Raw genomic sequence first — 24698 nt, forward strand, 5'->3', positions numbered from 1 at the left:
AATCGGGGAGAGACGATGGAAGAACACGTGAGCGGATACCTGCCACCCATGCGTTCCCACGGACCCGAGTTCCGGTTGCGCCGCCTGACCCACGACCCCGCGGGCGCGGGCGACGGCGCGATCTCCCCCGACGGTGCCCGCTTCGTGGCCTCGTCGCGGCGCGCGGGATCGCTGAACCTGTGGTTCTACGAGCTCGCGACCGACCAGTGGCACCAGGGCACGCGCGGCGCCGGCGACGACATCGAGGCGCAGTGGTCGCCGGACTCCAGCTGTCTCGCCTTCACCTCGTCGCGGGGCGGCCACAAGGCGGTCTGGCTGTACCGGGCCCGCGACGGCCGGATCAGCCAGCTCACCTACGCCGACCACGAGGAGGAGTACCCGCAGTGGTCCCCCGACGGCACGCAGATCGCCTACGCCGGCGGTCCGTGGGGACAGCGGCACTTCTACGTCGTCCCCGCGAAGGGAGGCAGGCCCCGCGCGGTCACCAGGACTCCCGGCCGCGCGGGCGCCTGCTCCTACCTGCCGGACGGGCGCGCGCTCGTCTGCCACTCCTACGACACCGGCGCCGGCGCCATCTCCGTGTTGCCGCTCGACGGTTCCGCGCCGATCGAGATCACGGACGGCAGCGCGTGGGACTACAAGCCGTCGGTGTCGAGCGCCCACCCCGTCGTGGCGTTCTCCCGCAGCTTCGAGGGTCGTTCGGTGATCTGGGTGCAACGGCTCGACGGCTCCGGCACCGGCCGGGCGCTCGTCACGGAGGCCGCCGACGACCGGTGGCCCAACTGGACCGCCGACGGGCAGAACCTGTTCTTCCACCGCCTCGTCGACCGCGGTGTCGGCATCTGGGTGCTGGACCGCCGCACCGGTGGCGTGCACCAACTGGTCGACGCCGACGAGCAGCCCCGGTACGGATCGCTGAGCCCGGACGGCACCAGGCTCGTCTACGCGGCCGAGGACTCCGGGCGTTCGGTGGTGAAGATCCGCGACCTCGCGGGCGGACCGCCCCGGCTGCTCCCGCTCGGTGAGGCGGCCTTCCCCGCCTGGTCCCCGGACGGCCGCTCGATCGCCTACCTGTCCCGGCACGCCGCGCGGCCGCGGTGGGAGATCGCGACCTACGACTTCGCCGAGGGCGTCAGTCGCGTGTGGACACGTGGAATGGACTGGCTCAAGGGGATGCACGGTCCGCTCGACTGGTCCCCGGACAGCACGAGGCTCGTCTTCAAGTCCGACACCGAGCCGTTCGAGGCCGACCTGTGCGTGCTGGACGTGCGCACGGGCGAGGTGCACAAGCTGACCGAGGACCCGTGGTGGGACGAGGCTCCCTCCTGGACACCGGACGGGAGCGGCGTGGTGTTCATGTCGACCCGCGGTGGCGACTGGACGTGGGGCTTCTACCGCAGGGACCTGGCCACCGGAGAGATCACGACGCTCGCGGGTCCCGACTACGTGGAGCGCAACAACCCGCACCTGCTGCCCGACGGCAACCTGCTGTGCTCGCTCGTCGCCTCGGGAGCCGAGGAGCTGCACGAGCAACAACCCGACGGCCTGGGCCGCGTGCTCTCCGCCGCCGGTCCCTCGGTCCGCTACCCGGTGCCGTCCCGGGACGGCTCGCTGGTGGTGTTCACCCGCACGTACCGCACGGTCGAGTACTGGCTCGCCGAGAACGTGTGGGCTCCCGGCTCGCCGATCGCCGACCTGACCGGCGACTTCGACCGTCCACTCGAGACCGATGACCCCGGCCCCGCCCCCTGGAGCATGGGGCCGGTGCGCAGCCCGGTCGACACCCGGCGCAGATGACGCATGTGAAGCCCACCCGGTCGGGTGGCCCGCACCCTGTCCCGCTCACACGCACGAGGAGATCTCGCATGCAAGGCAACTCCACCGACCACGGAAGGCTCTCCGCCTCCCTGCCGGCCCAGAACAAGATCTACGACACCGCCGCGGGCGCCCTGTGGCACCTCGCGGTGTACGAACCGGTGCACGAGGGCCGGGAGTTCACCAACATGGCGGGCGCCGCGCTGCTCGACAGCATCGGCACCGAGTTCGGTCTCGGTGCCGGGCACAGCGTGCTGGAGCTCTGTTCCGGCACCGGTGAGGTGTGCCGCTACCTGGCAGGCCGCTTCGACTGCCAGATCACCGGGATCGAGCTGAACCCGTCCCAGCTGGACCACGCCAGGCTCAAGCACCGGCAGCTGCCGGCCAGCGTGCAGAAGCGGGTCCGCTTCCTGCGCGGCGACGTCAACACGTGGATGCCCGACCGGCCCTACGACCTCGTCGTCGCCGTCGACTCGCTGGCGTTGATGAACGACCCGGGCGACGCGCTCGCGGTCGCGCACGCGGCGTTGCGTCCCGGCGGCCACCTGGTGTTCGCCGACATCCTCACCGGTCGTGAACTGAGCGACCGGGTGCGCGGCACGGCCTGGGAGTACGACGGCATCCGCCCGCTGCCCCAGCCCGCCGACACCGCGGAGTTGCTGAGCCACCTGGGTTTCGTCGACATCGTCCACACCGACATCTCGGCGGCGGCCGTCGACTGCTTCCGGATCATCTCCGGCGCGCTCACGGTGCGGCAGCGGGCGATCCAGGACGTCTGCACGGCCGAGGAGTACCAGCACTGGTGCGAGTCGACGGAGTTCTACCTCGACAGCTTCGTGCGCCGGGAACTGTCCTACGGGCGGTTCACGGCACGCCGCCCGGCACAGGACGACTCGTGATCGCGTTCCTGCGCCGCGAACCCGTGCTGCTGCAGGCCGCGTTCCTGGCGCTCGTCAACCTCGTGGTCGCGTTCGGGCTCGTCGAGCTCACCGCCGAGCAGACCGGCGCGCTGGTCGGGGTGCTCGCCGCCGTGCTCGGACTCTGGGCGCGCCGGCTGGTCACACCGGTCTCGAAACTCGAGGAGATGCCGTGAGCCCGCGGGTGCTGCCACCGTTGCCCGCCGGGCTGGTCGACTTCGAGAGCCGCGGCTTCCGCACCGCCAACGCGGCGGCGCGAGCGTTGCTGGAACGGCGTGCCGGCGCTTTCCTCACGGGCTACAACACCCTGCGGCGGCACGGCGTCGGCGAGCTCCCGTTCCACCTCGGCCCGATGCCGCTCGACGACCAGGGGTTCGCCTACGAGGGCGCCGCGTTCGCCGCCTGCGCACACGACGTCCTGTTGGGCCGCAAGCGGAACTCGACGCTGGACGACCTGTTCGCCCTGGCCGGCGACCGCTACCCGCACCTGATGCACGTCGGTGCAGGCTGGGTCGGTCTCCTCGCCCCGCCGTCGACGGTGCTCCGGCGCGCGAAGCTGGACCCGTTGCTGCGCTGGCTCACCCTCGACGGCGCCGGGTTCTCCAGGGCCTTCCTGCGGGGCAGGAGGTGGAACGAACGGTTCCGCCGCGCCTCCTGGTCCTCCTCGCCCTCGCACACCGTGCTGCACCAGGGCGTCGGCCGCGCGATGTGGTTCATGGAGTGCGCCGACCCCGCCGCGATCCGGCGGCGGATCGCGGCGTTCCCGCCGCAGGCGCACGCCGAGCTCTGGTCGGGTGTCGGCCTGGCCGTCTGCTACGCCGGCGGGGCCGACCACGCCGCGCTGGACGACCTCACGTCGCTGACCGGGCCGGACCGGGTGGCCCTCGCCCAGGGAGCGGCCTTCGCGGCAGGGGCCAGGGGTGCCGCGGGGCACGTGCCCGAGCACACCGCCACCGGGGTGCGCGAGCTGGCCGGGGTGCCGGTCGACGAGGCCGTCGAGTGGACGGTGGCCGCGGCGCACGTGGTGTCCGCGGGCGAGCTCGACATCGCGGCGTACCGCCAGTGGCAGCACCTCATCCGCGATCGAGCGGCCCGGCACGTCTGACCAACTCACCTCGGAGACAACGCCATGACTTCACCCACGGTCCCCAAATCACGAGCCGCCGGTCTGCTGCCGGCGGTGGTCGCGGTCGTGCTGGTCGCCGCCACCGGTCTCGCCACGGCCCGGCCGGTGCTCCCGGACGCCGAGGCGGCGACCCTCGCCTCCCGGTACGGGTTCACCGTCAAGGCCCTGAACCAGGCCCCGACGGGGGCGCGCGACCTGCGCGAGGTCGGCCCGGACGTCGAGCACATCCGGTCGTGGATCTCCGCCGTCGGCGCCGCGGTCGCGGTGACGGACCACGACGGCAACGGCCGGTCCGACGACGTCTGCCTGGTCGACCCGCGCGACGACTCGGTGCGGCTCTTCCCCGCGCCGGGCACCGGTGCCCGGTTCGCCCCGCGGGTCCTCGTCCCCGACCGGGACTACGACGCCACGATGGCGCCGATGGGCTGCGTGCCGCTCGACCTGGACGTGGACGGGGACACCGACTACGTCGTGCACTACTGGGGCCGCTCCCCCGTGCAGTTCCTCAACACCGGCAACGGGTTCCGCGTCGTGGAGCTGGTCGAGCCCCGGCAGGTGTGGAACTCCACGACGCTCAACGCCGGCGACGTCGACGGTGACGGGAACCTGGACCTGCTGGTGGCGAACTACTTCCCGGACAACGCCAAGGTGCTCGACCCGCAGGCGGGCCCGGACGAGCGCATGCGGATGCAGGACGGCATGGCGCGCGCCTTCAACGGCGGCACGAACCGGCTGCTGCTGTCCCGGCCGCGAGGAGCGGACCAGGCACCCGAGTGGACCGACGCGAGCGCGGCCCTGCCGCCGGAGGCCGCGCAGGCGTGGACGCTGGCGATCGGCCTGCAGGACCTCACCGGCGACCACCTGCCGGAGATCTACCAGGCCGAGGACTTCGGCCCCGACCACCTGATGGTCAACCTGTCGACGCCGGGGAACGTGCGGTTACGCACGGTGAAGGGCACGCGTGACCTCACCTCTCCCAAGTCCACGGTTCTCGGGCACGACTCGTTCAAGGGCATGGGAGTCACCTTCACCTACCCGGACGGCGCCGAGATGCCGACGATGGTGGTCAGCAACATCACCGCGAAATGGGGCCTGCAGGAGAGCAACTTCGCGTTCACGCCGACCGGTCCCGGCTCGGACCTGCTTTCCGGCGACGTCCCGTTCATCGACCGCAGCGAGGAGCTGGGGCTCGCCCGCAGCGGCTGGGGATGGGACATCAAGGCCGCCGACTTCGACGGCGACGGAACCGACGAGATAATGCAGGCGACGGGATTCCTGAAAGGCGAGAAGTGGCATTGGGCACTGCTGCAGGAATTGGCGCTCGGAAACGACCAGCTGCTCCAGTACCCGGCCGCGTGGCCACGTTTCGGACCCGAATCGAATCTGTCCGGAGACGACCACAACCCGTTTTGGGCCCGAACGGAATCCGGGCGCTACGCCGACATGGCGAAACATCTTCACCTTGACGAGTCCGGCAACTCCCGCGGCATCGCGATCGGCGACGTGAACGCGGACGGCAGGCCGGACGCCCTAGTCGCCAATCAGTGGCAGGACTCCCGGCTGCTGCTCAACACGTCCACCTCAGAACCCCGCCAGACCGTGTTGAGCCTGCGCCGGCCCGGCACCGGGACTTCGACCACCGCGGCGATTGGCGCGCAGGTCGTCGCGCAGACCGACAACCGGCCCGCACAACGCGCTCAGCTTTATCCCGCGAATGGGCACACGGGTGTCTCGTCCGCCGAGCTCTTCTTCGCAACGGGCTCGAACGAACACGCCGAATACACGATCCGCTGGCGGACTCCGTCAGGGCCGCGAACCGAGCGGATCGTGCTTCCTCCCGGCAGCCATTCTCTATTGCTCGGCGACGACGGAAAGATCACCGCAGTGTAGTCAATTCAAGTGGTGACACCCAAATGATCCAACGAAACTGCCCACTGCGTCACTCCGACGGCGCAGCTGGGCTTTTTCGTTGCTACGTTGGGTCAGGTCGATCATTCCGAACTCGCCCGAAAAGACCAGAACAGCCCTGCGTGACATATCATTCCAAGCGAGGAGGAAAGATTATCGCGCAATTGATCAAGCATGAAGCCGTACCGACCGAACGGGCGAGCAGCCCTTAGTTCTCGATCACCACAATCCCGACAAATAGCAAGATCGCGACTACCGTCCGTGCCGTCACAGACGGTTAGCTCAGGATGACAAACAAAGAAGAGGGCCAACCGTCGTCCGGTATCTGTTCCGTCCCGTTCACATAGCCGAGACTCTCGCTCCGCTGCCGGTGCTCCTGACCCAGCAGCCTCACGCGCAGGACAGGTACCGCACATTCGCCGCGGGTGGGGCCATCCGCGTCGGGGGTTTTTGTTCGGGGCTCTGACCAAGGGGTAGGAGACTCACCTTGAAAGGCCATTCATCAATCCAATGGCGAACAGAGGCGAACTGCCTCAAGTGCGACAAGATCGGGCTGTGCTCGACTGTCGGCCGATGTCTGGCCGAGAGCACGGGTGCGGCCAGGATAACGTCGGTCGCCAAGGCAGTCGACTACATGATCGAGCACCTGCCGGAACCAATCCAGCTCAGCGACGTCGCACGGGCGGGAACGTTGAGTCCATTTCACTTCCACCGCGTTTTCCGGGACGTCACCACGACCACGCCGGCCCGGTTCCTCACCTCGCTCAGAATGGCGGAGGCCCGGCGCCTGCTGCTGGTCACGCCGAAGACCGTGACCGACGTGTGCACCTCGATCGGCTATTCCAGTCTCGGTACCTTCATCAGCCAGTTCGGCAAGCTGACCGGGTTGTCGCCGCGCCGGTTCCGGTGCGTCGTGGAGCAGATCGGGCACATTCCCGTCGAGGAGCTCGTCGAGGCGGGCCCGGAGCTGGCGGCGGCCTCCGGACCGATCGGCGCCGTGACCGGCCTGCACGGCGAGCCCTGCAACGCGCTGCTCGGGCTCTTCCGGCTGAACCGGCCGCAGGAGCTGCCGACGATGTTCCACGCCATCGCGACGAACCGCCTGGTGGCCCTTCCCCCGGTCGCGGACGGTGACTACGAGCCGATCGCCGTCGCGGTCGGCCCGAGCGCCACGGTCCGCGACGTGCTGGCCACCCCCATCGGCGTGCTCGGCCGGATCGGGTTCGGCTTCTCGCCCGTGACCGTCACCGGCGGCCGGTGCCGCCACCCGTTCCAGGTCGCGCTGCGCAGGCAGCGCCGCTTCGACCCGCCCGTCGAGTTCACCCGGCCGCTGCTGTCCCTCGCACGCCGACGGGTTCTGCGCATCTCCCACTCCACTCCCGCCATCGGGTGACGTGACCCCGTAGCGGTACCCGCGGACCAAAAAGCGGGGTGAGCGACCGAAACCGCTCACCCCGCTTCGCCGTGCTCGGATCAGGAGTGCATCCAGCCGGTGCGGGTGCAGAACTGCACACCCGGCTCGTCCGCGATGTTGTCCTGGTTCATGTCGACCTCTGCCTCGTGCGTCGAGTAGATGTCGAGCGAGTTGACGTCGATCTTGCCGTCGCCGTCCCAGTCGACCAGCTTGCCCTTGAACGTACCCGTGATGTACGCGTTGGCCAGCGGGCCGGTCGGGGTGTCGAGCGTGCCCAGGATGCTGTTGCCCGGGAACAGGATCTCCTCGAGCGAGCTGCCGCGCATCGTCTCGAAGTTGATGTAGCCCCACGTCTGGACGGCACCGCGGACGTAGCGGATCGCGGGCTTGCCCCCGACCTCCATCAGCGGGTCGGTGGTCCACTCGCCGGAACGCTTGGCGGAGACCATCTCGTTGCGGTGGCCGAGCGAGTCGTTGTCCGCCTGGCCGGACATGAAGATCGGCCGCAGGCCGCGCGACTCGAAGAAGAAGCTGCCCCGGCCCGCGCTGGCGTGGTTGGTCACGCCGCGGAACAGGAAGTTCTCCACGTGCGGCGTGCCGTCGTCGTGCAGGCCCGCCAGGTTCTTGCTGATCACGAGCTGCTGGTCGCGCGTCGCCGAGTTCGGGCAGGCGTGCGCCTGACCGTAGCTGCGCGCGAGGCCCTGGGGCGCCAGGGAGATCTTGCCCCAGTGACGGCCGGTGTCGTCGAGCCGCACGTAGACGTCGACGTCGATGTTGAGCAGGATCGTCTCGTCGAACGTGCGGTCCGGGTCCTGCTTCCACGAACGGCTGTCGAACGCGGGCAGGCCCGTGGTGAGCTCCGACGCGAACAGGCGAGCCCACTCGCCGACGTCGGCGTCGTCGTCGTTGACGAAGCCCTGCAGCGCCTTGAGCGCCCTGGGGCCACCGATCTTCTCCAGCGCCCACAGCGCGTTCCAGCGCACCTCGCGCACGCTGTCGGTCTTCACCGCTTCGGTGAGCAGGTCGACGGCGCCCGGCAGCCCGCGATCCACGTACTGGAACAGCGACTGCTCCCGGATCATCGGGTCCCGGTGGTTCAGCGCCTCCTGCGCGACCTGGTCGTCCGTGCGGACGTCGAGCCGGATCGCGGTCCGCTTGAGGAACTCCCCGAAATCACTGTTGAGACGTGCGGGGTCACCCTGGAGGTAGTGATCCCAGACAGGAGCCTGTGCTTCTACACCGCTTACCTGTCCCAGATCGACAGACTCAAGTGCCATGCCGGTCATCCTTTCCGAACCGATCAGCAACATTGGCTCTAACTGTGGACGCCAGTAAGCCCTGACCAGCTAGAAGAGCGCACCGGCCAGCTACTCGACGATCCATTTTCCGCTTCGGACAACCACGTTGAGGCCATTAATCCCGGGAGAGCGGATGAATTCCGGGCTGCTCTTCAACGCTGTCTCCACTAAAGCTGGGTTCACGGCCGCAGTCAACGCGGTTCACCAATCGAGCAATCGAGCGTAAAAACGTCGAAAAATACCTACGAGAGCTCTCTTGCGCCGTCCGGCCGCCGTCGCGTGACACCTTCCCGGTCCAGCAGTTCGAGCAGCGGCACGGCGGTGCGGCGGGTCGTGTCCCAGGCCTGGCGCGCCTGGCTGACGGTGAAGGGGTCCCCGATCCCGCGCAGCACCTCGGCGGCCGGCCGGTCCGCGCCCGGCAGCACCACCACTCCCGGCGCGAGCTGGAGGAGCCGGCCCGCTCGGACCGCACTGGCCAGTTCCGCCGCTCCCAGGCCCGCTCGCGCGAGATCGTGCGCCTCAGGAGCACGAAAAGGGTTCTGCCGCAACGACTCCGTGATCGCCGCGAGTCCCTTCTCGACAGCATCCGGCAGGGCGGCACGTCCCACCACCACACCGTCCTCCGCGGACAGACCCGCGGCGCGCACGAGCTCGCGGGTGATCTCGGCCGACGGCACCGAGAGCCGGTCGGCGAGCACCGGCAACGGCATCCCCCGCGCCAAGGGCCGTTCCGCGCACCAGCCGGCCACCTCGTCCGGCACCCGGCCGGCGAGCGACTCCCAGGTGGACGGGTCCGCGTGCCGGCCTCCGGCGACCGGCTGTCCGGTGACGGGCAGACCGGCGACCCGGAAGTCCTCCTCGCGAAGAAAACCGCTTCGCCGCAACAGATCCACCGCCATCCCGGGCAGGTCGACCTGTTCTCCGGCCAGTGCCAGCAGTTCCGCGCCCCTGCGCGGCCCCGCACCCCGCCGCGTCAGCTCCGCGGGCCGCACGTCGACGACCACCGCCCCGACCGGCGGACCGGCACCTCCCGGATCGCGGAGCAACAACCGGTCGCCGGGCCGCACCGGCACCGCGCACGCGGTACGGAGCCTCGCCACTCCCGGCCCCAACGCGCGCACCCGCACGGACACGGCCGCGGTGCCGAAGTGCACCGTCAAGGCCTGAGGGCGCGGCGGATCGCCACACCACAGGACGTCGAACTCGTCCACCGGGCGCCATGCTTCCGGCGGCGCGAGCAGTGCGTCGCCGCGGCGGACGTCCACCCGGCCGCCCGCCAGGTTCACCGCCACCCGGCGGACCGGGCGCGCGACGGCCACCGGCCGCTCGCACACCTGCAGGCCCCGCACCCGGAGCAGCAGGCCCGTGCGCGCGCACCGGAGCCGGTCGTCGAGGCGCAGCGAACCGCTCGCCAGGGTCGCGGTGACGACGGTCCCGGCGCCGGTCACGGTGAACGAGCGGTCCACCCAGAGCCGCACGTCCGCGCTGTCGTCCGCCGCCTCGTCCTGGCCCGCCACCACGGCGTCCAGGCCCGCACGCAGCTCCGGCAGACCCGCGCCGGTCACCGCGCTCACCGCGAACACGGGGATGCCGGACAAAGAAGTGCCCGCGAGCGCGCGCTGGGCCTCGGCGGCGGCCGGGCGCGGGTCCGCGCGATCGGACTTGGTGACCACCAGCACGCCCCGGCCGGTGCCCAGCGCGTCGAGCGCCGCGAGGTGCTCGGCCGACTGGGCGGACCAGCCCTCGTCCGCGGCCACGGCGAACAGCACCGCCGGTGCGGGTGCGGCCCCGGCGAGCATCGTGGCCACCAGCCTGCGGTGCCCCGGAACGTCCACGAAGGACACTTCGGCACCGCTGGGCAGCCGGGTCCACACGAAGCCGAGGCCGATGCTCATGCCGCGGGCCCGCTCCTGCTCCCAGCGGTCCGGTTCCCTTCCCGTCAACGCCCTGACCAAAGCGGACTTGCCGTGGTCGACATGTCCGGCGGTCACGATCACCGGCACGGCGGGTCGCCTGCCGCGAGAACCGCACGCGCCAGCGCGTCGTCGTCGGCCGGATCGACGGTGCGCAGGTCGAGCAGGCAGCGCCCGCCCTCGACCCGACCCACGACCCTTTCCGCGCGCAACGCCGCGGCGAACCGTTCCGGCAGGGCGACGGCGAAACCGGGCAGCCGCACGCCCGGCGCCGCCCCGCCGCCCACCACCGAGGTGGTCGCGACCACCTCGGCACCGCCCACGGCCGAAGCGAGCGCGCGGGCCCTGCGTTCCACCGAGGCGGCGTCCGCCGACAGCATCACCGCCACCGGGGACTCGGGCCCGCGCAGTGTCGCCTCCAGCGCGGCCAGCACCAGCTTCCCCGCCCGCAGCGCCCGCGCGGCCGGATGCCGGCGCAACGAGGTCACGAGGTCACGGTCGCCCAGCAGCAGCCCGGCCTGGGGTCCGCCCAGCAGCTTGTCCCCGCTCGCGGTCACCAGCGCCGCGCCGGACCGCAGCGCCGTCGCCGCGTCCGGCTCGTCGGGCAGCCGCGGATCGGGCGCGAGCAGCCCGGACCCGATGTCCACGACCACCGGGACCCCGCAGCCGGCCAGTTCCGCCACGCTCGCGGCCGACGTGAAGCCCTCGACGCGGAAGTTCGACGGGTGCACCTTCAGCACGAACCCGGTGTCCGGCCCGATCGCGGCGGCGTAGTCCCGCGCGGTCGTCCGGTTGGTGGTGCCGACCTCGCGCAGCCGGGCTCCCCCGGCGGTCAGCAGGTCGGGGATGCGGAACCCGTCGCCGATCTCGACCATCTCGCCCCTGCTGATCACGATCTCGCGTCCCGGCGCGAGTGCCAAGGCGCACAACAGCAGCGCGGCGGCGTTGTTGTTCACGACGTGTGCCGCCCCGGCGTCCGGCACGGCCTCGCACAGGGCCTCGATGGCTCCCCTGCCCCGTGCGGCGCGGCGTCCGGTGGCGAGGTCGAACTCGACATCCGTCCACCCCGCTGCGGCGGACAGCGCCGCGCGGGCGGCGGCCGACAGCGGCGCGCGTCCGAGGTTGGTGTGGATCAGCACTCCCGTGGCGTTCAGCACCGGGCGCGCGGCGTGACGGCCGAGCGCGGCCATCGCGACCCGCGGCACGTCGGCGGGGCTCACCCGGCCTGACCGTGCCTCCTCCTGTGCCGCGTGGATCGCCGACTTCACCGCCGCACGGCCGTGCACCGCCACCGCCTCGCGCAACGGCGAGGAGGCGAGCAGCGCACCCGTGCTCGGGATGGTCCGCCGCGACATGCAGCCTCCACCGTCGTCTGTGGCGGAGGCGGACGGGAATCGAACCCGCCGGCGGCAGGTCCTGCCGCCCGTCGGTGTTGAAGACCGCGCCGGTCACCAGACCGGACACGCCTCCCCGGCGCGTTCCAGGATCGGCAAGGCAGCGGAACATCGTCTTCTCCTGGCTTGCCAAGGTCGGGTCATGACCTCTCCCAGACTGACCGAGACCGCCGCCGGTGGCGGGTGCGCCTGCAAGATCCCGCCCGGCGAGCTGGAGGACCTCCTCGCCACGAGCATCCCCGCGTTCCCCGGCCTGCTGGTGGGCACGGGGGACGACGCGGCGGCGATCCGGATCGACGGCGACCGCGCTGTCCTGTCCACTGTGGACTTCTTCCCGCCGGTGGTCGACGACGCCCGTGACTGGGGACGCATCGCCGCCGCCAACGCGCTGTCGGACGTCTACGCCATGGGCGGTGAGCCGGTGCTCGCGGTGAACCTCCTGTGCTGGCCGCGCGCGACGCTGCCGATGGAGCTCGCCGCCGAGGTCCTGGGCGGCGGGGCGGAGATCGCGGCGCAGGCGCGGTGCCCGGTCGCGGGAGGCCACAGCATCGACGACGCCGAACCCAAGTACGGCATGGCCGTCACGGGCATCGCACACCCGGACCGGTTGCTGCGCAACAGTTCCGGGCTGCCGGGCGCACCGCTGTCGCTGACCAAGCCGCTGGGGATCGGTGTCCTCAACACGCGCCACAAGGCGACGGGCGAGGTGTTCGCCAACGCCGTGGCCACGATGGTCACCCTGAACGCCGTCGCGTCACGGGCCGCGGTGGCCGCCGGAATCCTGTGCGGCACGGACGTCACCGGCTTCGGCCTGCTCGGCCACACCCTGGAACTGGCCAGGGCCAGCGGCCTGACCGCGGTGATCGACAGCGCGGCGGTGCCGGTGCTCGACGGCGCGTTCGAGGCGGTGCGCGACGGCTTCGTCAGCGGCGGCACGCGGCGCAACCTGGCGTGGGTTCGCCCGCACACCGACCTCGGTGGCGCGGACGAGACCACCGCGGTGCTGCTCGCCGACGCGCAGACGTCCGGAGGCCTGCTGCTGGCCGGCGAGATCCCCGGTGCACCCGTGGTCGGGGAGCTGGTCCCCCGCCGCGAACACCTCGTCGTCGTGCGCTGATCTGTCCGTTTCGACCGTTCCTCCGATCGTGTGACGCCATTTGACAAATGAAATTGTCAATTGGACGATGGGGTCCATGGGCAGTGGCATGAACTACTTGGGCGATCCGGACGCGGTGGCGGCCGTGCTGGCCCCACTGCGCCGGAAACTGCTGGCCAGGCTGCGTGAGCCCGCGTCGGCGACCCAGCTCGCGGCGGCGCTCGACCTGCCGCGGCAGAAGGTGAACTACCACCTGCGGGCGCTCGAGAACGCGGGCCTGGTCGAGCTGGTCGAGGAGCGTCAGCGCCGCGGGTGCGTGGAGCGCATCATGCGGGCCCGGCCGGGCGCGGTCGTCGTGGACCCGACGGTGGTGAGCCACGACGAGGACTCGCCGGCCCAGCTCAGCCTGATCCAGGACCAGTACGCGGCCGAGCACCTCGTCGACGTCGCCGCCGCGACCGTCCGGGACGTCGCGCGGATGCAGGTCAAGGCGGACGAGACGGGCAAGCGCCTGCTCACCTTCACCGCCGAGACCGACGTGCGGTTCGCGAGCCCCGCGGACGTGCACGGCTTCACCGACGAGCTGACGGCGGCGCTGCGCGAGATCGCGGCCCGGTACGACACGCGGGACGGTCGCCGGTACCGCGTCGTGGTCGGCGGTCACCCGACCCCCAAGCCGATTGACAAGTCGAACGAACAGGGAGAGAACCGATGAGTGACGTCCAGGCCACCGACACCCCGCGGCTGGAGATCCGGGTGACGACCACGGTCGACGCCGCCTGGCGGGCACTGCGGGACAAGGACGTGATCAGGCAGTGGCACGCGTGGCAGTCCGGCGAACTCGAGGCCGAGCTCGACTCGATCTACTTCACCGACGTCGTCGAGGACGCCGAGAACCACACGCTCGTCCCCAACGGGGGTGACCGGTTCGAGATCCACGAGGACGGCGACAGCGTGCGCATCACGCTGGTCCGCGCCCCGCTGAGCGGCGACGCGGAGTGGGACGCGTACTACGACGACGTCACCGAGGGCTGGACCTCGTTCCTGCAGCAGCTGCGGTTCGCCCTGGAGCGCAAGCCGGGCGAGCAGCGGCGCACGCTGTTCTTCGGCAACCGCCAGACGTACTCGGGCACCGTCGTCGAGCGCCTGGAGCTGGACTCCGCGGGCGAGCCGGGCAGCCGCTACACCGCCACCCTCGCGGGCGAGGCGATCGAGGGCGAGGTGTGGTTCCGCTCGGAGCACCAGCTCGGTGTCACGGTCGACTCCTGGGGCGAGGGCCTGCTGATCATCGCGGGCACCGGCCCCTCCTCGACCGACCCCGCCGGGACGTCGATGGCGCTGCTGAGCACCTACGGCCTGGACGACAACACGTACTCCCTGCTCGACAAGCGGTGGTCCCAGTGGTGGGCCGAGAACACGAGCAAGTGAGCGAGGAGAACTCCCATGGCGGACAAGCGCAACAGGGCCGGCACGATCGTCGGCCTCGACCTGACCATCACCGACGCCCCCGGCCTCCGGGACTTCTACGCCGAGGTCGTCGGCTGGAAACCTGAGCCGCTGAGCATGGGCACGCACGACGACTACATGATGCTGGCGCCGGACGGCACTCCCGTCGCGGGCATCTGCCGCAAGGCGGGCGGCAACGCCGACCTGCCTCCCCAGTGGATCACCTACGTCGCGGTCGACGACCTGCCGGCCAGCCTCGAGAAGGTGACCGCCCAGGGCGGCGAGGTGGTGCGCGCGCCGGGCGGCGCGGGACCGGGTGCCTTCGCTCTGATCAAGGACCCGGGGGGCGCGACGCTCGCGCTGATGCAGAACCCGTACCCCGACGGGGACGACGGCCAGTAGGGGCCGGCGGGTGGTGGCGGGCGCCGTCACCACCCGCCCCTTTCGGCGATCCCGCGCACCAGCGTCGCGCTGAGCGAGTCGTCGGCGTCGAGGTTGGCGGCGATCACCTCGCACAGCATCTCGTCGGTGCCGCCGCCGATCCGGGTGAGCCGCACGTCGCGGTACATCCGCGCGAGTGGGAAGTCCTCCGTGTACCCGCGGCCGCCGAACGCCTGCAGTGCCGCGTCGACCGCGTCGGCGCAGTCCCTGGCGGCGACCAGTTTCGCGGCCGCCGCGGCGGGATGCGACACCTCACCCCCGGGCCCCGGCGTCATCGCGGCGTCGAGCAGCGCGGCGGCCGCGGACACGCGTGCCCAGTGCCACGCCATGCGGTGCCGCAGGACCTGGTGGTCGAACAGGCGGGCCGAGAACGCGGTGCGGTCGCGCATGTGCGCCAAGGCCAGCGCCATGGCCGCCCGTGCGGTGGCGACCAGGCCGGACGCGGCCGCCAGCCGTTCGAAGTCGAGCACGCGCAGCAGCTGCACCAGCCCGGCACGGGGGTTGCCGACCAGGGCGGTGCCGGGCACTGTCACGTCGAGGTCGAGCACAGCGGTGTCCGCGGACCGGACTCCCAGCGTCGGCACGAACCGGGTGGGCGTCACGCCGGAGAGCGGCACCACGAACAGTCCGAACGACCGCGCGTCGCCGGTTCTCGCCAGCACGAGCGCATGGGTGGCCCGGCCGGCGTTGGTGATGAGGCACTTGGTGCCGGTCAACCGCCACCGGTCGCCCTCGCGCCGGGCGGACGTCGTCACCGCGGGCACGTCGGAGCCGGCACCGGGCTCCGTGACCGCGGCACACCCGATGACCGACCCGTCGAGCGCGCCCTCGACGATCTCCTCCTGCCCGCCGGCGCGGTGCAGGGCGTGCAGGAAGACCTCGCTGTGCAACGACACCGCGAGCGCGGCGCCTCCGTTGTGCACGGCCAGTTCCTCCACCAGCACCCGTGCCAGGGGCAGCCCTCCCACCGGGCCCTGCGCCCACCGTTCGCGGAAGGCGCCGGCCGCCGCGAGGCCGTGGAACAGCTCGCGCGGCAGGTGCCCGTCCTCCTCCCAGGACGCCATGCCGGGCACGAACCCGGCGATCACCCGGCGGACCTCCGCGCGGTAGTCGTCGACGTTCATCCCGCCTCCCGCAACAGTTCCAGGTCGGCGCACACCTCGGCCGCGATGCCGTCCACGTCCCGCAGCGCGGTGCGCACGACGTGCCAGCGGCCGGGCACCGCCATCGACAGCAGATGCCCGCGCACCGCGCTCTGGTACGTGACGAAGGCCGTTTCGGGGGTGGAGGTCTCCGCGTTCTGCGGTCCCAGCTCACCGGGGTTCACGTCGGCCGCCCGGCGCGCGGCGGCGGTCGCCACCGGGGTGTCGAGCAGGAACACGCGGTCCGGCCGCCGCACGGGGGCGAACAGCGGCAGGATCTGCTCAGGCCGGTCGAAGTCCCCGCGGGCCCGCACACCGCCCGCGGCGATGCGGGCGACGAACTTGTGGAACCAGCCGTCCGCGACGACGACGTGCCCCCGTTCCAGCGCCGGGGTGATCACGCACCGGTCGACGAGCGCGTAGTAGCTGGCCCTGATCAGCACCCAGTGCGGGTCGCCGAGCCGGAAGTACGGGCCGCGCAACGACATCTGCTGCAACGCGCGCAGCCCGTCCAGGTACTCGGCGACGAACGGGTCGTCCGGTTCGGTGGCGTTGTGCCGCACGAGCCGGACCGCCACTCCGCGGTGGCGGAGCCGGGCGGCCACGGCGGCGGCGGTGCTGGACTTCCCGGCCCCGTCGATCCCCTCCAGCGCGACGAACACCCGCTCACCCGCCGCCGCGCCGGTGCGGCTGGGCACCGCCGGACGTGAGGAGGTCGCGGGCCTCCTCGATCGGGAAGTCGGCGTCGAGGTACGCGCCGAGCCGGATCCAGTCGTGCCCGATCCGCAGCGTGGCCTCCCAGGCGGCGGCCGAGTCGAACGAGGCCGGGAACACCTCGGCCCGCACGAGGTCCCGGACGCCGTTGACGAGCTTGTCCAGACGTTCCAGCCAGAACTCCCACTCATCGCCCCCGAGATCGCGCTCGACGGCGGTGGCCTGCGCGGCGAGGTCCGCCGGCACCGCCGCCGTCGCGGCCAGCCGGGTCACGATCGCGGCGTCGGGCGGCAAGGGACTCGTCCCGCACGCGCTCAGCACCACCCGGCAGGCGTGGTGCAGCAGCCGGAGCCCGCTCGTCCGCGCCACTTCCCGCTGGCCGCCGTCGAGCGCACCGGACAGGTCCTCGCGGGCGTTCTCGACCATGATGTTGGACCACACCAGCGCCATCCCGGCCGCCGCGAACCGCTTGGCCGGTAGGGGGACCAGCGACAGGTGCCCGTCCGCGGCGCCGCCGGAGAGGCCGAGGACCGGCATGCGGGTGGACGGCGGCGGGGTCACCGGCTCGACGGGTGCCCAGGGCTGTGCGGAGGCGATCGGTCCGCCGTCGCGCCAGTGCAGTTCGACCAGTCCTACGCGGTGGAACTCGGCCAGGGCGCTCGAGGCCGCCGCGGTGGTGCACACCTCGGCCACCGGACGCCCTGGCGCGATCGAACGCCATGCTCTTCCGGCAGCCGGGGCCAGCACGAAGACGTCGCCTCTGTCGCGCACCACGTGCAGGCGGTCGCCGATCGGCCAGGTGGTGACGCCTGTCCTCAGACCGAGCAGCACGTGGTCCGCGTCCGCCGGGCAGCCGTCGACGCCGAAGTCCGCGACCAGTGCGGCATGCGCCGCGATCGCGCCGACGACGTCGTGCCCCTTCCGCAGCCCGGCGAGGCGGTCCCGCAACCGCGCCGCCTCCACGTCGCCCCCGGCGACCAGCCGGTCGAACTGCCGGTCGAGCCACTTCGGCTCCAGGTACGTCTCCCCCCGCGCGGCCACCCAGGACTTCGCGGCGTGCCGCGCCGCGATCCCGGCCCACGCCAGGGCTTCGCCGTCCTCCCCCAGCACGGAGGAGGCGACCGCGTGCCGCATGGCCTGCCTGCTGTGGTGCGCGTACCAGCCCGCCACGACCTCGGACAGCGACAAGGGCCACTCGCGCGCCCGCCGCACGACGTCCTCCCCGCGCAGCACCACGGCACCGCGCAGCCGCTGGCACCGGTCGAGCAGCGCCGCGGGCAGCGCGCCGAAACCCTCGGCCACGTGCGCGCGGACCGCGTCGGCCTGCGCGCGGACCTGGCGCAGCGAGCGGGTGCGCACCTCGACGCGGCGGCCTCGCACGAACACGATCGTCGGCATGGTCGGGTGGTCGTGGTCGTCGTCGGCCAGCAGCAGGAAGTCGATGTCCGAGGCGGAGTTGCCGAACCCCTCGGCGATCGAGCCCTCCAGCACCGCGCCGCAGCCCGGTGGCGCGTCCACCAGACCCAGCGTCTCGTCGAGCAGCGCGGTCAGCTCCGCGCGGTCGATGATCACGACTCCTCCGGCCCTGCCAGCACCCGGATGGTCCCGGTCGCGCCGTCGACGTCGAGGCGCATGCCGTCGCGGACGCGGGTCGTCAAGCCGGGGACCTGCACCACGGTGGGTACGCCCAGCTCACGGGCGACGATGGCGACGTGGGTCAGCGGGCTGCCGCGCTCGACGAGCAGGCCCGACGCGGACGGCAGCCACGCCACCCAGCCGGGATCGGTGCGGTAGGTGACGAGGATGTCGCCCTGGGCCTCCGACGGCAGGTCGACCACCCGTGCGCGGCCCTGCACCCGGCCGGGTCCGGCCGGCACGCCGGTGAGCTCCGCCCCCGCCGCCGCCGCGGTGCCTCCGGGAACGGCGCGCGCCCACGCCGCACGGTTCGCCTTGGTGCCGAGGGCGCCGCGGGTGGTGAAGCGGGACGGCGCGGTCAGGAGGCGGTCCGACTCGGCGGCCGCCTTGCGCGAACGGACGAGCGCGCGCAGGTCGACGTCCACTGTGGACGCGTCGAAGCACCCGCCGATCTCCTCCAGGTAGAGCCAGAAGACGTCCTCCGGCGAGTCGAGCAGGCCCAGCGAGGCGAACCGGCGGCCGATCGCGCGCACCATCACCTTCGCCGTGCCGAACGCGCGGGTGCGGCAGAAGCGGATGCGCTCGCGCAGTTCCAACGCCCTGCGCACCTTGCCGCGGACACGTTCGTACACCTGGCGCCTCGCAGGGGACAGGGACCCGAGGACGGCGTCGACATCGGCCCGTCCCGTCATGCTCTCCACCGACGCCACGGCCGCGCGCAGCATCGGGAAGAACGTCGACGGGTCGTCGCGCAGGCTCGGCGCCTCGAGCTTCAGCTCGTCCAGGCTGCGGTCGCCGTAGCGTGCCACGTAGTCGTCCACTTCGGACACGAACACGGTGTGGCCGCCGGCCAGCAACGCCGCTCTGGCCTGCCGGGGCTCGGACTCGGTGACGATGCGGCGCAGTTCGTCGTCGGCCCGCACGACGCTCGCGAGCTCGGCGATGCGGTGGGCGGGTCCCGCCGACTCCACCGAGTTCGCCGGGCCCGCCACCGCCCACGTGAACCAGAGCGGGGCGTCGGGCAGCCACCGCCGGTTGAGCACCTGCAGCGTCCCGAACGACAGGCCGATGACGGCGTCGAGCACCGCGACCCTGCCCCAGCGCGCGACCAGGGTGCGTTCGAGCGCCTGGTAGCGGCGGTACACCTGGTCGGCGGTCAGCGCGTCGTAGTCCGTGGCACCGAACTCCTCGTAGGTGCGGTAGAAGTCCGCGATGAACCGCTCACCGGTGCGTTCGACCAGGGCGAACCTGGTCGCGAACCGCAGTCGTGACCGCGCGGTCACGAGGACCTCCTCCGCCCGCGAGCCGAACGTGAACGGGTGCAGCCCGTCGGCCAGCTCGGGGTCGAGCGACTCCTCCACGCCGAGGGTGAGCTCGAGGCTGCGGCGGCCCAGCCGGTACAGCGGCGCGAGGCGCACCAGCCGGTACCAGTTCAGCAGGTTGTAGTAGACGCGCCCGTGGAAGTAGCCGAGCAGCGCGGGCAACCACTCCTGCGCCTGGCTCAGTTGCGCTTCGGGCACCTTCAGCTCGCGGCAGTACTCCTCGTAGACGCGTTGGTACACCCGGCGCGCGAAGCTGTAGGTGAGCGGCGAGGTCATGCCGCGAAAGCTCTCGATGATGTTGGAGTTGTCCCAGACGTGCAGCTCGCCGGGCTCGTCCAGACCGGCGGTGATCGGCCGGCTCTGCAACACCCACAGGGTGCCGTCGGCCATCGCCCACTCCACGTCCTGCGGGGCGCCGCGGGCACGCTCGATCCGCCCGGCCAGCTCACCGAGCGCGCGCAGCTCGGCTTCGGTCACCGCGAGCTCTTCCCTTGCCGCGACAGCGGTCTCGGTCACGCGGCACCCGCCGGCGGCGTCCGGGTCGTACCGCTCCCGCTTCTCCCCCACCGTGACGTTCAGGACGCGGCCGGTCGAGTCGAGCACGACGGTGTCGGCGTCCACCGCGCCGCCGACCAGTCCTTCTCCGAGGCCGAACACCGCGCTGACGACGCGTTCGGTCCGCTCGCCCGACATCGGGTTGGCGGTGAACAGCACGCCGCTCTTCTCCGCGGCCACCAGCCGCTGCACGATCACCGCCATCCCGGCGCCGCCCGGCGGGAGGCCGTGCGCGAGCCGGTACGCGAGCGCGCGTGCCGAATAGGCGCCCGCCCAGCAGCGCCGCACGTGGTCGGCGATCGAGTCGATCCCCTCGACGTTCAGGAAAGTGTCGAACTGACCGGCGAAGGAGAACCGCGGGCCGTCCTCGTCCAGTCCGGACGACCGCACCGCCACCGGGCCTTCGCCGACAGCGTGGGCGGCGGACGCGATCTCGGCCAGCACGTCGGGTCCCAGCGGGGTCGTCAGGATCGCGGCGGTCACGGCGCCGGACGCGGCCTCGGCACGATCCGCCGTGAGGTCGCGGAGCTCTTCGTCGATCCGGTCCGCCAGACCGGTCGTGGCCAGGTGACGGCGCAGGACGTCCGCGCCGATCACGCTCCACGGCGGCACCACGAACCCGGCGTCGGCCAGTTCGCGCAGCCCGCGCGCCTTGGCCCCGTCCACCTCGCTCGTCACGGCCGTCATCCCCACACTCCCCAGGTCGCACACAGGATCAGGACCGCCAGGTCGACGGCGAGCACGTAGGTCAGCCCGGACCACCACGCCCGCCCGCGGCGACCGGCCCTCCACCACGAGGCCATCCCGGCCGCGAAGGCGACGGCGATCAGCCCCACGACCACCGGAACCACCCACGGCGCCGCGACGACCGCCGCCGCGACGACTCCGGCGGCCGACAGCGCCACCGCCGCGACGAGCCGGGCCCCCAGTCCCAGACCGAACGGCCGGTAGTCCGGCTCGTCGAGCTTCCTCGTGAACTTCCAGTACTCGTAAGCACTCCAGAGCACCACCGCCGCCCCCACGGCCACCATCGGGGGTGCTCCCGCCGTCACGCCGCCGTATCCGAGCACCAGGAGCGGTGCCACCTCGTAGGCGACGAAGAGCACCACGGGGTGCTTGATCCCGTGACGCGGCAGGAACGGGGCCGCGAGGGCGGCGGCGCATGCCCCGCCCGCGAGGGCGAGGGCCGGGAGGTCGTGGAGGTTGAGCAGCACCACGGCGGCGGCCACGGCGACCATGCCGGCCCGCAGTCCCGCCGCGTCCGCCGCCCCGTCGTCGAGGTCGTCCACCAGGCGCAGGAACACAAACAGCGACACGAACGTCAGGCCGCCGAGCAGCAGCGGGACCACGCCGGGCCAGGCTCGGGCGCTCAGCGCCACGACGGTGGCGTAGGTCAGCACCGCGGCGATCCCGTGCGTCTGCGGCGGGAACCGCAGCCGCACGTACCGTGTCGCGGCGATCACCGCGCTCTCCCGGCGAGGCGCAGCACGTCGCCGATGCCCGCCTCCGCACGACCGAGGTAACCCACCCGCACGCAGTGGTCCAGCAACGTGCGCAGGTAGTCCACCCCGGTCGCTTCCGGCCGCCACGGTGCCAGCCGCGCCGCGTTCGTGTCGTCGAACCTCGCGCGGCGCCGGAAGAAGCTCTCGTACATCGCGATGATCCGCCGGTAGTAGACGCGTTCGTCCGGCGGGAGCCCGCCTGCGTCGAACGCGGACGGCGAGACGTAGTGCGGTACCTCGAACATCGGGTACTCCGCCAGCGCGTTGCTCACGTCGAGCAACGTGTGCGGGGCGGCCCCGACGGCGTGGAACGTGCGCCCGCGGGCCTCGTCGAAGTGGTTCACCACCTGGCAGATCAACGCGGCGACGTAGTCCACGGGCACCAGGTCGAGCAGGGCGTCGTAGAAGCCCGGCACCGACCTGACACGCCCCTGCGTGAACAGCTTGAGCACCACGTACATGTTCTTGAAGTCCCGGATGACCCCGGACTCCTGCGTACCCACGATCATGCTCGGCCGCACGACCGCGGCGGGTACGGCGGCGGCCCGGACCTCCTGTTCGGCGAGGAACTTGCTGCGTTCGTACCCGGTGCCGAACCGTTGTCCCACATCGAGTTCGTCTTCGAGGACCCGGCCTGTGCGCTCCCCGCAGACGTACGCCGTGCTCACGTGCACGAGGGGCACCGCTCGTTCCGCGGCGAGCCTGACGACGTTGCGCGTGCCGTCCACGTTGAGCGATTCGTAGGTCTCCCAACGCCGGCCGAAGTCCGTGGTGGCGGCGGCGTGCACGACGCGGTCGAGGCCGGTGGCGAGTTCCTCGTAACGCTCGGCGGTGAGGCCGAGCACCGGCTTGGTCACGTCACCGGCCACACAGGACACGAGCCCGGGTCCGCACTGTCCGATCGGGACCGTGCGCACGACTGTCCCGTCGTTGCGCACGATCTCCGACCGCGTGTGCACCAGCGCGAGGACCGTGTGCCCCTCGTCCGCCAGCCTTGCCGTGACCTCGGCACCGACGAGCCCGGCCGCACCGGTCACGAGGACGCGCAGCCCGCTCACGCCGCCGTCCCCCTGACGCGTTCGGTCACGAGGTCGACGAGCTCCCGCACCGTGGACACGTTGAGGGCCTCGTCGACGTCGACGGCGGCGAGCTCGAACCGTTCCTCGATGACGATCGCCAGTTCGAGCAGCCGCAACGAGTCGAACCCGAGGTCCGTGGCGATTCGCGCCTCGTCGGACAGCTCCTCCGCGTCCCCGTAGGACATGTGCCGCAGGATCGCGTGCACGGCCTCGCGCACTGACTCGTTGTTCATCGATGCCTCCGGGTGCACGTCGGGTCAGCGCTTGAGCTCGGCCCGCATGGTCCACTTCCCGGTCATCAGCGTGTTCTTCGACGTGAGCGTGATCGGGAACCCGTACTTGTGGACGAGGTCGGTGTCACGGCCCGAGACGAGGATCGAGTTCGCCGCCTGCTCCTTCGCGCGGAACTGCATGTCGTAGACGAACTGGATCTCGCCCTTCGTGCCGGTGTAGTACCCGACCGGCGTGTTGAAGTTCTGCACCGGCTCCGACGAGATGTCCTCGACGACGGCGAAGCGCTCGTGGTCCACTCCGGACCCGGAGTACTTGTTGTGCACCAACTTCATCCCGTTGGCCATGGGTGTGATGCTTCTGGTGGCCTGGACGTGCCGCGCGGGCGCGCCGAGCCGCTGGACGGCGTTCGTCAGCGCGGGCTGGTTGGTCCCCCACCACAGCGGCTGCGTCGTGCCCCACGGCTGCTCGACGCCGTCGCGGTGGGAGATCTCCACGGTCGCCATGGTGATCATGGTCGGCTTCGCGCGGCCGCCGTTGACCGAGATCCCCGCGCACGAGTAGTCGCCCATGTAGACGTTCACCTTGCCCGGTGTGCCGTCGGCTTCGCGGACCTTGTACCGCGATGGAACGAGCTCACGTGCCTGGGCGGCGGTGATCTGGGTGATCTCGCCGAACTCCAGGCAGTCGCCTTCGGAGGTCACGACGACGGACGGGTTCCCGGCGTGCGCGGAGGCCGGTACCAGCGTCGCCGCCAGGGCCAGCAGGACGGACGAGGCGGCGAGCGATGACTTCTTCATGACTTTCTCCTTGTCGGGGAGGAAAAACGCGTGCGTCATCGACGCACGACCGGACGGTCGCGCGGAAGTTGTTGCCGTGCTGCGGGGGTCAGCTGCCGGCGGAGCGCCTGGCGACGAAGAGCATGTAGCGGGGAACGAGAGACTCGGCGCAGCCCTTGAACGCCTTCACGAACCCGTCGAAGACGGCGTCGCCGTGGTCGGCGCGCAGCTCTTTCTCGGTGTCGTACAGGGACTGCAGCAGCAACGCGTACGTGCGGTGGGTGTTCTCGGTGATGTCGAGGAACTCGACCAGCTCGAACCCGGTCGACCGCAGCAGCGCGGGGTAGTCGTCGAGACGCGGGATCGGCCCGAGGCTGGCGACGCTCAGGAACGCGTCCACGGCCTCCTTGCGGTCACCGCCCAGGGGCACGTTCTCGAAGAAGTCGGTGGCCACGAGCGTGGCGCCGGGCTTCAGAACGGCGGCGATGTTGCGGAACGCCTTCTCCCGGTCAGGCATGTGCACGAGCGACTCGATCGCCCACGCGGCGTCGAACTCGTCGGCGCCGAACGGCAGCGGCTCCATGGCGTCCGCGTGCAGGAACCTCACCTGGTTGGCGGCACCCGCACCCTCCGCGGCCTCGGTGGCGCGCTTGACCTGCGCGGGGTCGTCGGAGATGCCGACGACCCCGCATCCGGTCCGTTCGGCGGCGCGCCGCGCCGGCTTGCCGAGCCCGCAGCCCACGTCGAGAAGCCGCTGGCCCGCCGCGATGCGCGTGCGCGCGATCACGAAGTCGGTGAGCTGGTCCGTCGCCACCTCGACCGCGCTGGTGTCCTCCGGCCCCGACCAGTACCCGACGTGGAGATTTTCGTCCCACACGTCCGTGCGCATGTCCTCGTCGGCCTTGTAGTCGTACTTGGCCTCGGCGGCCTGGCCGTCGGTAGTCGACATCGGCGCTGCTCGCTTTCCTCGT

22 protein-coding genes and 1 tRNA gene are annotated in these 24698 nt (G+C 71.6%); 10 read left to right on the top strand and 13 right to left on the bottom strand.

Annotation, left to right across the window (positions count from 1 at the left end):
* The first annotated feature begins 15 nt into the window (after positions 1–15).
* From DFR72_RS01580 to DFR72_RS01605, 6 genes are all read left to right on the top strand, one after another.
* On the top strand, positions 16–1797 hold the full coding sequence (locus DFR72_RS01580) for a PD40 domain-containing protein (protein WP_090064378.1): 1782 nt from the start codon (positions 16–18) through the stop codon (positions 1795–1797).
* A gap of 68 nt (positions 1798–1865) precedes the next feature.
* Positions 1866–2714: a class I SAM-dependent methyltransferase gene (locus tag DFR72_RS01585; protein ID WP_170176085.1), complete on the top strand. Its 849-nt coding sequence runs from the start codon at positions 1866–1868 to the stop codon at positions 2712–2714.
* Positions 2711–2908, top strand: coding sequence for a hypothetical protein (locus DFR72_RS01590; protein ID WP_090064376.1), 198 nt, complete (start codon positions 2711–2713; stop codon positions 2906–2908). The genes DFR72_RS01585 and DFR72_RS01590 overlap by 4 nt, the downstream gene beginning before the upstream one ends.
* Entirely contained in the window at positions 2905–3837 is a 933-nt protein-coding gene (locus DFR72_RS01595; protein WP_170176086.1) for a DUF1702 family protein, read from the top strand. Before DFR72_RS01590 ends, DFR72_RS01595 begins: the two co-directional genes overlap by 4 nt.
* A gap of 24 nt (positions 3838–3861) precedes the next feature.
* The gene (locus DFR72_RS01600; RefSeq protein ID WP_090064374.1) at positions 3862–5748 is read left to right on the top strand and encodes an FG-GAP repeat domain-containing protein; all 1887 of its coding nucleotides are present in this window, start codon (positions 3862–3864) and stop codon (positions 5746–5748) included.
* A gap of 652 nt (positions 5749–6400) precedes the next feature.
* Entirely contained in the window at positions 6401–7159 is a 759-nt protein-coding gene (locus DFR72_RS01605) for a helix-turn-helix domain-containing protein (RefSeq protein ID WP_090064373.1), read from the top strand.
* An 80-nt stretch (positions 7160–7239) separates the two neighbouring features.
* Here the strand turns inward: DFR72_RS01605 and DFR72_RS01610 are convergent, their stop codons facing one another.
* The 4 genes from DFR72_RS01610 to DFR72_RS01625 all read right to left on the bottom strand — a co-directional run bounded on the left by DFR72_RS01610 (position 7240) and on the right by DFR72_RS01625 (position 11861).
* Positions 7240–8457: a HEAT repeat domain-containing protein gene (locus tag DFR72_RS01610; RefSeq protein WP_090064600.1), complete on the bottom strand. Its 1218-nt coding sequence runs from the start codon at positions 8455–8457 to the stop codon at positions 7240–7242.
* A 263-nt stretch (positions 8458–8720) separates the two neighbouring features.
* Positions 8721–10481 (bottom strand): selenocysteine-specific translation elongation factor, encoded by a 1761-nt coding sequence (locus DFR72_RS01615; RefSeq protein WP_090064372.1) that lies wholly within the window; start codon positions 10479–10481, stop codon positions 8721–8723.
* Positions 10472–11746 (bottom strand): L-seryl-tRNA(Sec) selenium transferase, encoded by a 1275-nt coding sequence (selA, locus tag DFR72_RS01620; RefSeq protein WP_090064371.1) that lies wholly within the window; start codon positions 11744–11746, stop codon positions 10472–10474. Before selA ends, DFR72_RS01615 begins: the two co-directional genes overlap by 10 nt.
* A 20-nt stretch (positions 11747–11766) precedes the next feature.
* Positions 11767–11861, bottom strand: a tRNA-Sec gene (locus DFR72_RS01625).
* A gap of 66 nt (positions 11862–11927) precedes the next feature.
* On the opposite strand from DFR72_RS01625, the gene selD reads away from it, so the two are divergent.
* From selD to DFR72_RS01645, 4 genes are all read left to right on the top strand, one after another.
* Positions 11928–12902 carry a selenide, water dikinase SelD gene (gene selD, locus DFR72_RS01630; RefSeq protein ID WP_090064370.1) on the top strand — a complete coding sequence of 325 codons (975 nt, stop codon included), beginning with the start codon at positions 11928–11930 and terminating at the stop codon, positions 12900–12902.
* A gap of 76 nt (positions 12903–12978) precedes the next feature.
* Positions 12979–13596: a winged helix-turn-helix domain-containing protein gene (locus tag DFR72_RS01635; protein WP_090064369.1), complete on the top strand. Its 618-nt coding sequence runs from the start codon at positions 12979–12981 to the stop codon at positions 13594–13596.
* A complete protein-coding gene (locus tag DFR72_RS01640) occupies positions 13593–14309 on the top strand; it encodes an SRPBCC family protein (RefSeq protein ID WP_090064368.1) in 717 nt (238 codons plus the stop codon). The genes DFR72_RS01635 and DFR72_RS01640 overlap by 4 nt, the downstream gene beginning before the upstream one ends.
* A gap of 15 nt (positions 14310–14324) precedes the next feature.
* A complete protein-coding gene (locus DFR72_RS01645) occupies positions 14325–14729 on the top strand; it encodes a VOC family protein (protein WP_090064367.1) in 405 nt (134 codons plus the stop codon).
* Between the two features lie 26 nt (positions 14730–14755).
* Here the strand turns inward: DFR72_RS01645 and DFR72_RS01650 are convergent, their stop codons facing one another.
* The 9 genes from DFR72_RS01650 to DFR72_RS01685 form a co-directional block, all read right to left on the bottom strand.
* Positions 14756–15892, bottom strand: coding sequence for an acyl-CoA dehydrogenase family protein (locus DFR72_RS01650; RefSeq protein ID WP_090064366.1), 1137 nt, complete (start codon positions 15890–15892; stop codon positions 14756–14758).
* Positions 15889–16608, bottom strand: coding sequence for a dTMP kinase (locus tag DFR72_RS01655; protein WP_170176087.1), 720 nt, complete (start codon positions 16606–16608; stop codon positions 15889–15891). The genes DFR72_RS01650 and DFR72_RS01655 overlap by 4 nt, the downstream gene beginning before the upstream one ends.
* Entirely contained in the window at positions 16577–18196 is a 1620-nt protein-coding gene (locus tag DFR72_RS45275) for a hypothetical protein (protein WP_170176088.1), read from the bottom strand. The genes DFR72_RS01655 and DFR72_RS45275 overlap by 32 nt, the downstream gene beginning before the upstream one ends.
* Positions 18193–20823 carry a phosphoenolpyruvate synthase gene (locus tag DFR72_RS01660; protein WP_090064364.1) on the bottom strand — a complete coding sequence of 877 codons (2631 nt, stop codon included), beginning with the start codon at positions 20821–20823 and terminating at the stop codon, positions 18193–18195. The genes DFR72_RS45275 and DFR72_RS01660 overlap by 4 nt, the downstream gene beginning before the upstream one ends.
* The gene (locus DFR72_RS01665) at positions 20820–21599 is read right to left on the bottom strand and encodes a hypothetical protein (RefSeq protein WP_090064363.1); all 780 of its coding nucleotides are present in this window, start codon (positions 21597–21599) and stop codon (positions 20820–20822) included. Before DFR72_RS01665 ends, DFR72_RS01660 begins: the two co-directional genes overlap by 4 nt.
* Positions 21596–22696 carry an SDR family oxidoreductase gene (locus DFR72_RS01670; protein WP_090064362.1) on the bottom strand — a complete coding sequence of 367 codons (1101 nt, stop codon included), beginning with the start codon at positions 22694–22696 and terminating at the stop codon, positions 21596–21598. Before DFR72_RS01670 ends, DFR72_RS01665 begins: the two co-directional genes overlap by 4 nt.
* Complete coding sequence (locus DFR72_RS01675) at positions 22693–22950, bottom strand: acyl carrier protein (RefSeq protein WP_114773579.1); 258 nt, start codon at positions 22948–22950, stop codon at positions 22693–22695. Before DFR72_RS01675 ends, DFR72_RS01670 begins: the two co-directional genes overlap by 4 nt.
* Positions 22951–22974: 24 nt before the next feature.
* The gene (locus DFR72_RS01680; RefSeq protein ID WP_090064360.1) at positions 22975–23748 is read right to left on the bottom strand and encodes a hypothetical protein; all 774 of its coding nucleotides are present in this window, start codon (positions 23746–23748) and stop codon (positions 22975–22977) included.
* An 88-nt stretch (positions 23749–23836) separates the two neighbouring features.
* The gene (locus tag DFR72_RS01685) at positions 23837–24676 is read right to left on the bottom strand and encodes an SAM-dependent methyltransferase (protein ID WP_090064359.1); all 840 of its coding nucleotides are present in this window, start codon (positions 24674–24676) and stop codon (positions 23837–23839) included.
* Positions 24677–24698: the final 22 nt, after the last annotated feature.

The organism is Lentzea flaviverrucosa, from assembly GCF_003350445.1.
Taxonomy (GTDB): Bacteria; Actinomycetota; Actinomycetes; order Mycobacteriales; family Pseudonocardiaceae; genus Lentzea; species Lentzea californiensis.

What these genes read in the sequence shown, in the direction of transcription:
- DFR72_RS01580 (WP_090064378.1), top strand. Translation starts at nt 16, where the DNA reads ATGGAAGAACACGTGAGCGGATACCTGCCACCCATGCGTTCCCACGGA.
- DFR72_RS01610 (WP_090064600.1), bottom strand. Translation starts at nt 8,457, where the DNA reads ATGGCACTTGAGTCTGTCGATCTGGGACAGGTAAGCGGTGTAGAAGCA.
- DFR72_RS01585 (WP_170176085.1), top strand. Translation starts at nt 1,866, where the DNA reads ATGCAAGGCAACTCCACCGACCACGGAAGGCTCTCCGCCTCCCTGCCG.
- selA (WP_090064371.1), bottom strand. Translation starts at nt 11,746, where the DNA reads ATGTCGCGGCGGACCATCCCGAGCACGGGTGCGCTGCTCGCCTCCTCG.
- DFR72_RS01645 (WP_090064367.1), top strand. Translation starts at nt 14,325, where the DNA reads ATGGCGGACAAGCGCAACAGGGCCGGCACGATCGTCGGCCTCGACCTG.
- DFR72_RS01600 (WP_090064374.1), top strand. Translation starts at nt 3,862, where the DNA reads ATGACTTCACCCACGGTCCCCAAATCACGAGCCGCCGGTCTGCTGCCG.
- DFR72_RS01635 (WP_090064369.1), top strand. Translation starts at nt 12,979, where the DNA reads ATGGGCAGTGGCATGAACTACTTGGGCGATCCGGACGCGGTGGCGGCC.
- DFR72_RS01680 (WP_090064360.1), bottom strand. Translation starts at nt 23,748, where the DNA reads ATGAAGAAGTCATCGCTCGCCGCCTCGTCCGTCCTGCTGGCCCTGGCG.
- DFR72_RS01685 (WP_090064359.1), bottom strand. Translation starts at nt 24,676, where the DNA reads ATGTCGACTACCGACGGCCAGGCCGCCGAGGCCAAGTACGACTACAAG.
- DFR72_RS01640 (WP_090064368.1), top strand. Translation starts at nt 13,593, where the DNA reads ATGAGTGACGTCCAGGCCACCGACACCCCGCGGCTGGAGATCCGGGTG.
- DFR72_RS01650 (WP_090064366.1), bottom strand. Translation starts at nt 15,892, where the DNA reads ATGAACGTCGACGACTACCGCGCGGAGGTCCGCCGGGTGATCGCCGGG.
- DFR72_RS01660 (WP_090064364.1), bottom strand. Translation starts at nt 20,823, where the DNA reads ATGACGGCCGTGACGAGCGAGGTGGACGGGGCCAAGGCGCGCGGGCTG.
- selD (WP_090064370.1), top strand. Translation starts at nt 11,928, where the DNA reads ATGACCTCTCCCAGACTGACCGAGACCGCCGCCGGTGGCGGGTGCGCC.
- DFR72_RS01675 (WP_114773579.1), bottom strand. Translation starts at nt 22,950, where the DNA reads ATGAACAACGAGTCAGTGCGCGAGGCCGTGCACGCGATCCTGCGGCAC.
- DFR72_RS01605 (WP_090064373.1), top strand. Translation starts at nt 6,401, where the DNA reads ATGATCGAGCACCTGCCGGAACCAATCCAGCTCAGCGACGTCGCACGG.